Genomic DNA, 14,549 nt, shown 5'->3' on the forward strand with positions numbered 1-14,549 from the left:
TCAGTCGGTGATCACCCGGACTTCTTCGGGGGCTTCATCGGTGGGGTCGCCTGCGGTGGTGAACCAGTGGGTTACCTCGCCGTCTTCCAGGTCGGCGGGGATGTCGCCGGTTGGGAGGACGGAGAGGGCTCCGGCGGTGGCGGAGGCCAGGAATTCGTTGATGGCGGCCGCGCCGATGGAGGCGGTGGTGTACGTGGTCGACTCGTAGTCGATTTCGTGGTCGGCGCGCAGGGTGGCTGCGCGGTCGAGGGCCTCGGATTGGGTGAGGGTGATCCAGGTTTCGGCGGTGCGGTGGATGAAGGCGGGGTCGGATTCGGACAGGGGGCGGACTCGGTCGGTGTAGGAGACCGGGTGGGCGGGGCGGGTGGCGAGGTCGGCCTGGATCTTCGGATCGGAGGGGACGAGCCAGCGGACGTTGCTGGCTGCCGGTTCCTGGGTGATGCCGAAACCGGCTCCGGCGGCGAGGATTTCGCCGAAGGAGAGACCGTGGGCGAAGAGGACCGCGGCACCTGCCTTGTGGATGGCCCAGACGGCGACGACCGCGTCGACCGTGTGCGGGAGGGCTACGGCGACGATGTCGCCGGGGCCCGCGCCGCGGTCGATGAGCAGGCGCGCCAGCTGGGAGCTGCGGCGGTCCAGGACGTGGTAGGCGATCTCCTGGCCGTCGGAGAGCAGGGCGGGGGCCTGCGGGTCTTCTTCGACGACCTCGGCGAGCACATTGGCCACGGTGGCGGTGCCGACGCGGGCGGGTTCCGCGCCGGAATCGGCCGGGGTGACGGCGCTTTCGGCGAGGATGCGGGCGCGTTCGCCGGCATCGAGGATATCGATGTCGCCGACCAGGCCCTCCGGATCGCCGAGCAGCGCCTCCAGGATGCGGTTCAGGCGGGCGGCCAGGGTGGCGACCTCGTCCGCGGTGAAGCGGCTGGTGAGGTAGCGCATCGAGATGTCGATGGACTCGCCCGCCATGATCACCAGGCTCATCGGGTAGTGGGTGTCGTCGTTGATGCCGACACCGCTGACCGACATGCCGTCGATGGAGCTGGCCGCCGCAATGGCGTCCTTGTCGACCGGGTAGGACTCGAACGCCATCATGGTGTCGAAATCGGCTCCGGCACCGGCCAACCGCTGGATCTCGGTGAGCCCGATGTGGTGGTGCTCGAGCAGCTCGGCCTGATCGGCCTGGACGCGCTGGAGCAGCCCGGCCAGGGTGAGCCGGTCATCGACGCGGATGCGCACCGGCACCGTGTTGATGAACAGGCCCACCATGGATTCGACGCCGGGCAGATCGCCCGGGCGACCGGACACGGTCGCGCCGAACACCACGTCGCTGCGCCCGGTGAGGCGTCCGATCAGCACCGCCCAGGAGGTCTGGATCAGCGTGTTCAGGGTGACGTTGAGTTCACCGGCGCGCTTGGTGAGCGCGCGGGTGCGTTCGGCGTCGATATCGAGTGTGTGGCGGGCGATCTCGTAGTTCTCGTCCCGGCTCGGGGCGGGCGCGAGCTGGGTGGGCTCGCTGACCCCGGTCAGGGCGCGCTTCCACACCTCGAGGGATTCGTCCCGGTTCCGTCCGGCCAGCCAGGCCAGGTAGTTGCGGAACGACGCCACCCGCGGCAGCGCGGACACGTCGCCGCGCACCGCGTACAGCACCAGCAGATCCCGCATGAGCAGCGGCATCGACCAGCCGTCCAACAGGATGTGGTGGGTGGTGATGACCAGGTGCACCAGCTCGTCGCTGATCCGGAACACGTTGAACCGCATGAGCGGAGCGGAGGACAGATCGAAGTGCGCGCCGCGGTCGGCGTCGATCAGTTCCCGCATGCGCGGATTGCGTTCGGCCTCCGGCAGATCCGTCAGATCGACCAGGTTGAACGGCACCTCGACCCGATCCAGCACGACCTGGTGGGCGCGCCCGTCGGAGTCGGTGACGAACGCGGTCCGCAGGCTCGGGTACCGGTCGAGGATGGCCTGCGCGGCCACCTTCAACCGGTCCACGTCCACCACACCGCTCAGGTCGAGCACGGTCTGAATGGTGTAGACGTCCACGGTGTTCTGGGTGAGCAGCGCGTGGAACAGCAGACCGGACTGGAGCGGCGAGAGCGGCCACACATCCGACAGCGCCGGGTACGCCTTCTCCCACACCTCGATGTCGGTCTGCCCGACCTCGACCAGCGGCAGGTCGGACGGCGTGAAGCCGCCCGCCTCCGGCCGCTTGGCGTGCTCGGCCAGCGCGGTCAGCGCCGCCACGAACAGATCCGCGAACTCCTGCACGCGTTCCCGCTCGAGCAGACCGCGCGGGTAGGAGAACGCCGCGCCCAGCTGCGGGCCGTCCTCGCCGTCGGTGACGATGGCATTGATGTCGAGGGTGGCGTTCGCGGGCATGTCCGCGTCCATCTCGCCATCGAGGCGGCCCAGGTCGTCGACGGGCACCCAGCCGAGTTCGGCCATACCCTCGGGCACCTCGCCCGCCGACATGCGGCCCAGGTAGTTGAAGCTGATCTGGCCGACATCGCGCAGCTGCGAAGAGGTTTCGCCGTTGAGGTAGCGCAGCAGACCCCAGCCCAGACCCTTGTCGGGCAGCGCCAGCAGCTGTTCCTTCACCGATTTCACGATGTCGCCCAGGGCGTTTCCGCCCGCGAACGCCTCGGTGAGATCCGCGCCATTCAGGTCCAGCCGCACCGGGAAGGCGGCGGTGAACCAGCCGACCGTGCGCGAAAGATCCGCGCCCGCAACCATTTCCTCTTCGCGGCCGTGGCCCTCGAGCTTGATCAGCGCCGAGCCACCGTCGGTCTCGCCGCGCCAGCGCGCGACGGCCATGGCCAGCGCCGAGAGCAGCCCGTCATTGACGCCGCCCCGGTACAGACCCGGCACCGCGGTCAGCACGGCCTCGGTGACCGACGCCGGAACGCTGACCTCGATGCGCTCCACGGTGGCGAAGGTATCCACCTTGGGATCGAAGGCCCGCGACCCGAGCAGCGGATCCGGGGTCTCGGTGACCCGCTGCCAGAACGGCAGTTCCGCGACCCGCGCCTCATTGCGCGACTCCTCGACCAGGGCGTGCGCCCAGCGCCGCAGTGACGTACCGGTTTCCGGCAGGGCGAGCGGCTGATCGAAGGCCACCTGCGACCAGGCCAGGCCCAGGTCCGGAATCAGGATGCGCCAGGACACGCCGTCGACCACCAGGTGGTGCGCGACGATGAGCAGCACGTCGCGGCGGACGCGCGCCTCGTCGGAACCCTCGGGGGCGAAGGCGAACCAGATGAACTGCACCATGGCGGCATTGGCCGGATCCAGGCGTCCGAGCGCGGCATCGAATTCGATGCTGCCGACCCGGGTCAGCTCCTCATCGGAGACATCGGCGGCCAGCTCGACCCGGTGCACGAGCGCGTCGACATCGACGGCTCCGCGCGGCAGGACCTCGAACTCGAAGCCCTCCGAAGCGTTCCCGCGCAGTCGCGACCGCAGCACATCGTGGTGATCGAACAGCGCACCGATGGCCCCGACGAGCACCTCACGCGTGATGCCGTCCGGCAGTCGCAGCGGCATGGTCTGCGAGAACCGTTCGAACGGCGCACCACTCGACAGCGTCGCGTGCATGATCGGCGTCAGCGGGATGTCACCGACACCGCCGCCCGGCAGCTCGGCCAGCTTCTCCTGCTCGGTCTCACCGCGCAGCGTGGCGACCTCGGCCAGTCCGGCCGGGGTCCGCTTGTCGAACACGTCGCGCGGCGAGAACACAATGCCGCGCGCCTTCGCTTGCGAGACAAGCTGAATCGACAGGATCGAGTCACCGCCGAGCGCGAAGAACGAGTCGTCCGCGCCGACCTGCTCGACTCCGAGCAGTTCCGCGAACACCTCCGCGATGGCCGATTCCATTTCGGTGACCGGAGCGCGGAAGTCGCGCGCGGTGAACACCGGCTCGGGCAGCGCCCGGCGATCCAGCTTGCCCGCGGGGGTCAGCGGAATCGCGTCGAGGACCGTGATGGCCGACGGCACCATGTATTCCGGCAGGCGACCGGCGACATGCTCGCTCAGCGTGGCGGTGTCGATGGTCTGTCCCGGCGCGGGCAGCACGTAGGCCGCCAGCACGGTGGCCCCGGCCGCGGTCTTGTGACCCACGGTGACCGCGAAGTCCACGGACTCGTACGAGACCAGTGCCGCGTCGATCTCCCCCAACTCGATGCGGAAACCGCGCACCTTGACCTGGAAGTCGTTGCGGCCCACGTACTCCACCGTGCCGTCGGCGGTCCACCGCACGACGTCACCGGTGCGGTACATGCGCTCGCCCGCCGCGTACGGGTCGGCCACGAACCGCTCGGCACTCAGCCCCGGCCGCTCGTGGTAGCCGCGCGCCAGCTGAATACCGGACACGTAGAGCTCACCCGCGACGCCCACCGGCACCGGCCGCAACCGCGCGTCGAGCACCATGGCCCGCATGCCGCGGATGGGTCCGCCGATGGTGACGGGCTCGCCCGGTGCCAGTGTGCCACTGATATTGGTGGCGACGGTGGCCTCGGTCGGACCGTAGGCGTTGTGGAACGCCCGGACCGCGCCGTTGGCCTTGGTTCCCTCGGCGATCGGCACCGCCCACTTGGCGACCACGTCCGGCGACACGGCTTCACCACCGGCGATGAGCACCCGCAGCGAGTCCAGGCCCTTGGGATCGAAGGTGGACAGCGCGGCCGGGGTGATGAACGCGTGCGAAACCCGCTCGCGCCGCATGAGTTCCGACAGTTCCGCGCCACCGAAGACGCCCGGTGCGACGACCACCATGGTGCCGCCCGCGCCGACGGCGAGCAGGAACTCCAGGATCGACGCGTCGAACGACGGCGAGGCGAAATGCAGTGTCCGCGAGCCGGAATCCAGGCCGTACCGAACGACCTGCTCGACCGCGAAGTTGGCCAGACCGGCGTGGGTGACCACGACGCCCTTCGGCACACCGGTGGTACCGGAGGTGTAGATCACGTACGCGACGTGCTCGGGCCGGACCGGGGCCCACCGCTCGGCGTCGGTGACGGGTTCGGCCGAGTGCGAGGCGATCTCGGCGTGCGTCATCTGATCGTCGAGGGTGATCCAGCCCGCCAGGCTCTCGACCGGCGGCAGCCCGTTCAGCTCGGCGGAGACCGTGAGGCCCAGCACCGCGCCGGAGTCGCCGATCATGTGCGCGATGCGGTCCGCCGGGTAGGACGGATCGACCGGCACGAACGCCGCGCCCGACTTGGCGACGGCCCAGATGGCCAGCACCGATTCGAACGAGCGCCGGATGGCGACGGCGACACGGGTTTCCGGCCCGGCACCGCGCTCCATGAGCATGCGCGCCAGACGCGAGGAAGCCGCGTCGAGTTCGGCGTAGCCCAGACCCTGCCCGTCGAAGACGACCGCCTCGCCGACCGGGTTGTTGGCGACGGCGTCGGCCAGCAGCTCGGGCAGCGTGCGCGGCGTGATGGCCGGACCGCCGGTTCGGGCGATCAGGTCGGCGCGCTCGTCGGCGGCCAGGATCTCCAGGTCGCCGACCGCGGTGCGCGGCGCGGAGACGATCTCGCCGAGCAGTCGCAGGAACCGCTGGGCGAAGCCCTCCACGGTGGCCTGGTCGAACAGGTCGCGGGCGAAGCCGAATTCGGCGTACATGCCCGCGCCTGTGCTTTGCGCATCAGAGATACGAGCGTCGGCCGGAGCCTCGGTCAGCGTCAGCTGTAGATCGAACTTGGCGACATCGTTCTCGAAGTCGACCGCCGCGACCCGCAGCCCCGGCAGTTCGAACGAGCTCTCGGGCAGGTTCTCGAACGACAGCGCCACCTGGAACAGCGGGTGCCGCGCGGTGGACCGCTCCGGGTTGAGGATCTCCACGAGCCGCTCGAACGGAATGTCCGCGTGCGCGAAGGCTTGCAGATCGCCGTCCTTGGCCTTGGCCAGCAGTTCGGTGAAGCTGTCGCGTCCGGTCACCTCGGTGCGCAGCACCAGGGTGTTCACGAACATGCCGATCAGGTTGTCCAGCTCGGCCTCGCCGCGGCCCGCGATGGGCGCGCCGATGGCGATGTCGGTGGTGCCGGACAGTCGCGCCAGGAATACCGCGAGCGCCGTGTGCACGACCATGAACATGGTCGCGTTGTTGGTGCGCGCGATCTGCTGGAGTCCGCGGTGCAGATCGTTGCCGATCGGGAACAGCACCCGGCCGCCCTGGAAGGACTGCACATTCGGGCGCGGCCGATCCGCGGGCAGGTTCAGCTCGTCGGGCAGCCCGTCGAGCGCGGTGCGCCAGTAGGCGGCCTGCGCCGAAATGAGACTGGTGGCGTCGTCCTCCGCGCCGAGCAGCTCGCGCTGCCACAGCGAGAAGTCCGCGTACTGCACCGGCAGCGGGGCCCAGCCGGGCGCGACACCGGCGGCACGGGCGGCGTAGGCCACCATGACGTCGCGGGTGAGCGGGCCCATGGACCAGCCGTCGGCGGCGATGTGGTGGGTGACGAACACGAGGACGTGTTCGACGGCGGTGCCGTCAATGGACTCCGTGGTGCCCTCCACGCGGAACAGCTTGGCGTGCACCGGAACTTCGTTGGTGACGTCGAAACCGGTGGTGATGACCGCGGCAATGCGCTCGGTCACCGACTCGGCGGAGACGACGACCGGCCGCATGTCCGGAACCGCCTGCGCGACAGGCACGATCACCTGCGTCGCGGCACCGTTGACCTGCGGGTAGATGGTCCGCAGCGTCTCGTGGCGGCCGATCACGTCGGTGACCGCCTCGCCCAGCGCCGCCACATCCAGCGCACCGGTCAACCGCACCGCCACGGGGACGTTGTAGGCGGCCGAGGCGGTGTCGAACTGGTTGAGGAACCACATGCGCTGCTGAGCCAGCGACAGCGGCACGCTCTCCGGTCGCGGTCCGGCGGTGAGCGCCTTGCGATCTCCCGCACCGGCGTGCTGCTCGACCTTGGCGGCCAGACCCGCCACGGTCGACGCCTCGAACACGGCGCGCACCGGCACCCGCGCGTCCAGGGCCGCGCCGATGCGCGCGGCGACCTGGGTGGCGAGCAGCGAGTTGCCGCCGAGGGCGAAGAAGTCGTCATCCGCGCCGACCCGCTCGATACCGAGGACCTCCGCGATGACGCCCGCGACGATCTCCTCGATCGGGGTCGACGGCGCGCGGAAGGCGGTGGTCTCGAACTCGGGCTCCGGCAACGCCTTCCGGTCCAGCTTGCCGTTCACATTGAGCGGCAGAGCATCCAGGACCACGAACGCCGACGGCACCATGTACGACGGCAGCCCGGCGCTCAGCGCCGACTTCACCAGCGGCACATCCACACCCGAGCCCGAGGGCACCAGGTAGGCGACGAGCCGGTCACCGGTCTTGGCGTCCTGCTTGGCCAGCACCGCGGTCTGCGCGACCTCCGGCAGCGCCAGCAGCGCCGCCTCGATCTCACCGAGCTCGATACGGAAGCCGCGGATCTTCACCTGGAAGTCGGTGCGGCCCCGGTACTCCAGCTCCGCTCCGCCTCCCCGCGCTTCGTCGGCCGACCAGGCGACGAGGTCACCGGTGCGGTACATGCGCTCGCCGACCGTGAACGGGTTCGCGACGAAGCGATCCGCGCTCAGGTCCGGTCGCGCGAAGTAGCCGCGCGCCAGCTGCGCACCGGCGAGGTACAGCTCACCGGAGACGCCGTCGGGCACCGGGTTCAGGCGCGCGTCGAGCACGTAGACCCGCGAATTCCATTCCGGCACACCGATGGAGACCGAGCCGGTGCCGGCATCGGTGACCAGGTGCGTGGTGATGGACACCGCCGCCTCGGTCGGGCCGTACAGGTTGAACAGCGCCGCGTCCGGGTTGGCCGCGCGGAAGCGCTGGGCCACCGCGGCGGGCAGCGCCTCACCGATGGCCAGCACCCGGCGCAGCGAATCATTGAGCGCCCCATCGGCGGCCGTGACCAGCCCGTCCAGCATGGACGGCACCACGTGCAGCGTGGTGACCCGCTCGCGGGCCATCAGCTCGTTGAGGTACGCCGGATCCCGGTGCCCGTCGGCAGCGGCGATCACCAGTCGTCCGCCGGACACGGCGGCCGACCAGAACTCCCACACCGACAGGTCGAAGGTGGCGGCGGTCTTGAGCAGCACCGCGTCATCCGCGCCGAGCCCGAATTCCGCGCTCTTCCACTGCAACTGGTTGGCGATGGCAGCGTGCGGCAGCGCCACGCCCTTGGGCCGACCGGTGGAACCGGAGGTGAAGATGACGTAGGCGGTGTTCACCGGCCGCAGCGGTGCGACCCGCTCGGCATCGGTGACCGGTGCCGAGTTCGACAGCGTCAGTTCATCGCCCTCCCGTCGCCCCGCCGCCACCCCCAACGGAATCGCTTCGCGATCCATGTAGAACAGCGGCGCGATGTCGGTCGAGAATTCGGCGGCCGCGTTGGTCAGCACGCACACCGGCGCGGCGGTTTCCAGGATGTACCCGGTCCGCTCGGCGGGCTGGTCCGGATCCACCGGCACGTACGCGCCACCGGCGACCGAGACCGCGTACATGCCCACGACCAGGTCGACCGAGCGCCGCAGCGCCAGCGCGACCCGCGCCTCCGGGCCGACACCGAGCGAAATCAGGTGCCGGGCAAGGCCGTTGACCCGCGCGCCGAGTTCGGCGTAGGTCACGGTCTCGCCGTCGGGCCCGATCAGCGCGATGGCGGTCGGCTTGGCGGCCACCGTCGCGTTCAGCATCGAGACCAGCGTCGCGGCCGAATCCACCTGGTGCGCGGTGTTGTTGCGCGCATCGAGGATCTCGGCCCGCTCGGCGGCGGCGAGGAGTTCGATCTCGCCGACCGCGGTGCGCGGCGCGACCACGATCTCGCGCAGCAGGTGCACGAACCGCTGCGCGAACCCGTCCACCGTGGCGCGGTCGAAGATATCGGTGGCGTAGGTCAGGATGCCCGTGATGCCCTGTGCCGCACCGTCTTCGCCGTAGATGTCGGAGACGATGAGGTGCAGGTCGAACTGCGACAGCTCGGTGTCCACGTCGAGCCCGGCCACGCTCAGCCCCGGCAGTTCCAGGGTGGAGCGGGTCAGGTTCTGGAAGGACAGACCCACCTGAAACAGCGGGTGCCGCGCGGTCGAACGGGCCGGGTTGAGCACCTCGACGAGGCGCTCGAACGGCACGTCGGCATTGGCGTAGGCCTGGATGTCGGTCTCGCGCTGACGCGAGAGCAGCTCGGCGAACGGCTCGCCGCCGTCGACCAGCGTGCGGAACACCAAGGTGTTCACGAACATACCGATCAGGTCGTCCAGGACGGCCTCACCACGACCGGCCATCGGGGTGCCGATGGCGATGTCGTCGGAGCCCGACAGTCGCGACAGCAGCACCGCGAGCGCGGTGTGCACGACCATGAACAGCGTCGCGCCCTCGGCGCGGGCCAGTTCCACCAGCCCCGCGTGCAGCTCGGCGTCGATGCGGACGTCGATCTTGCCGCCCGCGAAGGACTGCACCGCCGGACGCGGCCGGTCGGCCGGGAGATCCAGCTGATCGGGCAGACCGGCGAGGGCCTGCTTCCAGTACGCGACCTGCTTGGCGGCCAGCGATTCCGCGTCGTTCTCGTCACCCAGCAGTTCGCGCTGCCACACGGAGTAGTCCGCGTATTGCACCGCCAGCGGCGTCCAGCCCGGGGCCTGCTTGATGGAGCGCGCCGCGTAGGCGGTCATCAGGTCCCGGGTCAGCGGGGCCACCGAGGAACCGTCACCGGAGATGTGGTGAATCACCAGCGCCAGCACGTATTCCGCGGGCGCGGGCGCGTTCGGGTCCACGGCCGGGTACTGCCCGGTGGGCGCGATATCGGCGAAGTCGAAGGTGTAGGCCGCCGCGTGCGCCGCGGCCTCCGACGGCGCGGCGGCCGGAGCCACTTCGCTGCCCTCGATCTTGAACAGCGCCACCTTGATCGGCACCTCGGCGGTGACGTCGAAGGCGGTGGAGGTCAGCTCGACCACCGCGCCCACGACCTCGTCCGAGCTCACGGTGCGCACCTCGAGCTCGGGCACGGCCTGCGCCGGCAGCAGGATGACCTGCACCGGACCGTCCTCGGTCTGCGGGTAGATGGTCCGCAGGATCTCGTGGCGGGCAACCACATCGGCGATGGCCGCGCGCAGCGCGTCCTCGTCGAGCAGCCCGGACAGCCGCACCGCGACCGGCACGTTGTAGGCGGCCGAGGCGGTGTCGAAGCGGTTGAGGAACCACATGCGCTGCTGGGCCAGCGAGAGCGGAATGTTCTCCGGTCGCGGTCCGGCGGTCAGCGCCTTGCGGCCACCGGCCCCGGCGTCGCGTTCCACGCGGGCCGCGAGCGCGGACACGGTGGACGCCTCGAACAGCAGTCGCACCGGCACCCGGGTGTTGAGCGCCTCGCCGAGGCGCGCGGCGACCTGGGTGGCCAGCAGCGAGTTGCCGCCCCACTGGAAGAAGTCGTCGTCCAGGCCGATGCGCCCGGCTTCGACGCGCAGCACGTCGGCGAACACGCCCGCCACGATCTGCTCGATCGGTCTGACGGGCGCGCGGAAGACCGCCTTCTCGAAGGTGGGCTCGGGCAGTTCCTTGCGGTCGAGCTTGCCGTTGGCGTTGAGCGGCAACGCGTTCAGCGGCATGAAGACCGACGGGATCATGTACGACGGCAGCTCGGCGGCCAGCGCCGACTGCAACTGTGCCTTGTCCGGCTCGCCGTCGGTGCCGACCACGTAGGCCACCAGGCGGTCGCCCAGCACCGGGTCGGTGTGCGCGACCACGGCGGCCGAGGCGATCGAATCCACGCGCAGCAGCGCGGATTCGATATCGCCGAGCTCGATGCGGAAACCGCGGATCTTCACCTGGAAGTCGGTGCGGCCCCGGTATTCCAGCTCCCCGTTTGCCTGCCAGGCCACCAGGTCACCGGTGCGGTACATGCGGGAGCCGTTGCCGTCGAACGGATTCGCCACGAAGCGGTCCGCGGTCAGGTCCGGGCTGCCGTAGTAGCCGCGCGCCAGCTGCGCACCGGCCAGGTACAGCTCGCCGGACACGCCCACCGGCACCGGCCGCAGACGCGAATCCAGCACGTACACCTGGGAATTCCATTCGGGCGAGCCGATGGACACCGACAGCTCGTCGCGCTCGGTGACCCGGTGGTTGGTGATGGACACCGCGGCCTCGGTCGGGCCGTACAGGTTGAACAGCTCGGTGCGCGGCCGCTCCCGCAGCACGCGCTGCGCCAGCGGTCCGGGCAGCGCCTCACCGATGGCGAGGATGCGCCACAGCGAATCCGGCAGCCCGTCGGTGAGCAGCGCGTCCAGCATCGACGGCACCACGTGCAGGGTGGTCACCCATTCCCGCGCCATGAGCTCGTTGAGGTAGGCCGGATCCTTGTGCCCGTCGGGCGCGGCGATGACCATGCGGCCACCGCAGGCCGCGGCCGCCCAGAACTCCCAGACCGAGAGGTCGAAGGTGGCGGCGGTCTTGAGCAGCACCGCGTCGGCCGGGTCGAGCCCGAATTCGGTGACCTTCCACAGCAACTGGTTCACGACCGCGCCGTGCGGCAGCGCCACACCCTTGGGGCGGCCGGTGGAACCGGAGGTGAAGATGATGTAGGCGGTATTGGCGGCGGTCAGCGCGCGCACCCGCTCCGCATCGGTGACCGGCTTCGGCGAGTGGCCCGACAGGTCCAGCTCGTCGATGGTCAGCACCTCGGCCAGTTCGGTCTCGAAACCGACTGCCGCCGTGGTGAGTACGGCCTTGGGAGCCGAGGTCTCCAGGATGTAGCCGACGCGCTCGGCGGGCTGATCCGGATCGATCGGCACGTACGCGGCACCGGCCTTGGCGACCGCGTACATGGCGACGACCAGGTCGGTGGAGCGCCGGATGGCCAGCGCCACACGGTCTTCGGTGCCGATGCCGCGCGCGATGAGCTCGTGGGCGAGCCGGTTCACGCGGGCGTCGAGCTCGGCGTAGGTCACATTCTCCGCGCCGTCGGCGGTGTCGGCCACGATGGCCACGGCCTTCGGGTCGTCGGCGACAGCCTTGTCCAGCAGCGAGATCAGCGTGGCCTCGGACGCACCCGGGAACACGTTGTCGACATCCTGCGCGGTGTTGTTCCACCGCTTCAGGATTCGCGCGTGCTCATCCTCGTCGAGCAGGTCGAGATCGCCGACCGGCACCGAGGTGTCGGCCAGGATGGCGTCCAGCACGCGCACGAACCGGTCGGCGAAGGACCGCACGGTCGATTCGTCGAACAGGTCGGTGGCGTAACCGAATTCGGTGAGGATCTCGGCCGGGGTGCCGTCCTCGGTGTACCGGTCGTAGAGCGTGACGTGCAGATCGGTCTTGGCCAGCTGCGAGTCGAATTCGACCGCGGCCACGTGCAGGCCGGGCAGCTGGAAGGCGGTCTCGGCCAGGTTCTGGAACGACAGGCCCACCTGGAACAGCGGGTTGCGCGCGGTGGAGCGGACCGGGTTGAGCACCTCGACGAGGCGCTCGAACGGCACTTCGGCGTTGGCGAAGGCTTCCAGGTCGCGTTCGCGGACCTCGGAGAGCAGTTCGGCGAAGGTGTCGTTGCCGTCGACCTGGGTGCGGAACACCAGGGTGTTGACGAACATGCCGATCAGGTCGTCGAGTTCGCGTTCGCCGCGGCCCGCGATCGGGGTGCCGACCGCGATGTCGTCGGTGCCCGACAGGCGGGCCAGCAGCACCGCGAGGGCGGCGTGCACGACCATGAACAGCGAGGCGTTATTGGCCCGCGCCAGCTCGTGCAGCTTGGCGTGGCGCTCGGCGTCGATATCGAAGCGCAGCGCCTTGCCGTGGAACGACTGCGCCGGCGGACGCGGCCGGTCGGTGGGCAGCTCCAGCTGGTCGGGCAGCCCGGCCAGGGCGCGGGTCCAGTACGAGACCTGTTTGGCCGACAGCGATTCCGCGTCGTCCTCGGTGCCCAGTACCGCGCGCTGCCACAGCGCGTAGTCGGCGTACTGCACCGGCAGCGGGGTCCACTGCGGGACATCGCCGTTCACGCGGGCCACGTAGGCGGCCATGATGTCGCGCGCCATCGGGCCCATGGAGGAGCCGTCGGCGGAGACGTGGTGAACGGTGAAAGCCAGCACGTGCTGGGTTGCGACGGCCGAGCCGTCAATTGATACAGCGCTGTCGGTGATGGCGAACATCTTCACCGCCAGCGGCACCTCGACGGTGACGTCGAAGGTGGTCATGGCGAATTCGATGATCTTGCCGAGCAGTTCGGCCTCGGTCACCGCCTCCGGCACCAGCGTCAGATCGGTCTGCGCGGTGGACAGCACCACCTGGTGCGGCCCGTCGGCCGAGCGCGGGTAGACCGTGCGCAGCACCTCGTGACGCGCGATCACATCGCCTATGGCCTGCTGCATGGCGTACAGGTCCAGCGCGCCGGTGAAGCGCACCGCCAGCGGGATGTTGTCGACCGCCGAAGTGCTGGTGTCGAACTGGTTGAGGAACCAGTAGCGCTGCTGCGCCGGGGACAGCGGCAGCTGCGCGGGCCGCTCACCGGCCACCAGGCTGGGACGACGTCCCGAACCGGCATTGCGTTCCACGCGGGCGGCCAGCGCCGCGACGGTGGACGCTTCGAACAGATCGCGCACCGCGAGCGGGGTGTCCAGGGCCGCACCGAGGCGGGCGGTGACCTGGGTGGCGATCAGCGAGTTGCCGCCGAGCTCGAAGAAGTCGTCGTCGAGGCCGACCCGGCCGACGCCGAGGACGTCGGAGAAGGTGCCCGCCACGATCTCCTCGATCGGGGTGGACGGGGCGCGGAAGACCTTGGCCTCGAACACCGGCGCGGGCAGCTGCTTGCGATCCAGCTTGCCGGAGGCATTGAGCGGGAAGGCGTCCAGCACCACGAAGGCGGTCGGGACCATGTAGCCGGGCAGGCCGTCCTGGAGTTCGGCGCGCACGGCCTCGACGTCGATGCCGTGTCCGGCGGTCGGGATGACGTAGCCGACCAGCTGTTCGCCGAGGCGCTCGTCGCTGCGGACCACGACCACCGACTGGGCGATGGCATCGATTGCCGTGAGCGCGGACTCGATCTCGCCGAGCTCGATACGCAAGCCACGCAGCTTCACCTGGAAGTCGGTGCGGCCCAGGTATTCGATCTCGCCACGGCCGGTCCACTTCACGAGGTCACCGGTGCGGTACATGCGCTGACCGTCGTGGAACGGGTCCGCGACGAAGCGGTCGGCGGTCAGATCCGGCCGCGCGACATAGCCGCGCGCCAGCTGGACGCCCGCCAGGTACAGCTCACCCGCGACACCCGGGGCGACCGGGTGCAGACGCGAATCCAGCACGTACACAAGGGTGTTGAAGACCGGCGCGCCGATCGGCACCGACAGCACGTCGGTGTCCTCGACCTCGTGGTAGGTGACGTCGACCGCGGCCTCGGTGGGGCCGTACAGGTTGTGCAGGCGGGCCCCGGTCAGCTCGCGCAGCTTCTGCGCGGTCGGCGCGGGCAGCGCCTCACCGGAGGCGAAGACCTGCTGCAGCGAGGTGCATTCGGCCGCCTTCTCCTCCGCGACGAACACCGACATCATCGACGGCACGAAGTGCGCGG

The 14,549-nt window shown here is 70.0% G+C and carries 1 protein-coding gene (running past one end of the window); it reads right to left on the bottom strand.

Features of this window, described 5'->3' with window-relative positions:
- Positions 1–14,549, bottom strand: the final stretch of a protein-coding gene (locus NS2_RS00450; protein ID WP_147207044.1) for a non-ribosomal peptide synthase/polyketide synthase. It continues 29,830 nt past the right edge of the window; 14,549 of the gene's 44,379 nt are visible here — the last part of the coding sequence; the start codon falls outside the window, past its right edge — the gene reads right to left on this strand; its stop codon occupies positions 1–3.

The organism is Nocardia seriolae NBRC 15557 (assembly GCF_007990715.1).
Taxonomy (GTDB): domain Bacteria; phylum Actinomycetota; class Actinomycetes; order Mycobacteriales; family Mycobacteriaceae; genus Nocardia; species Nocardia seriolae.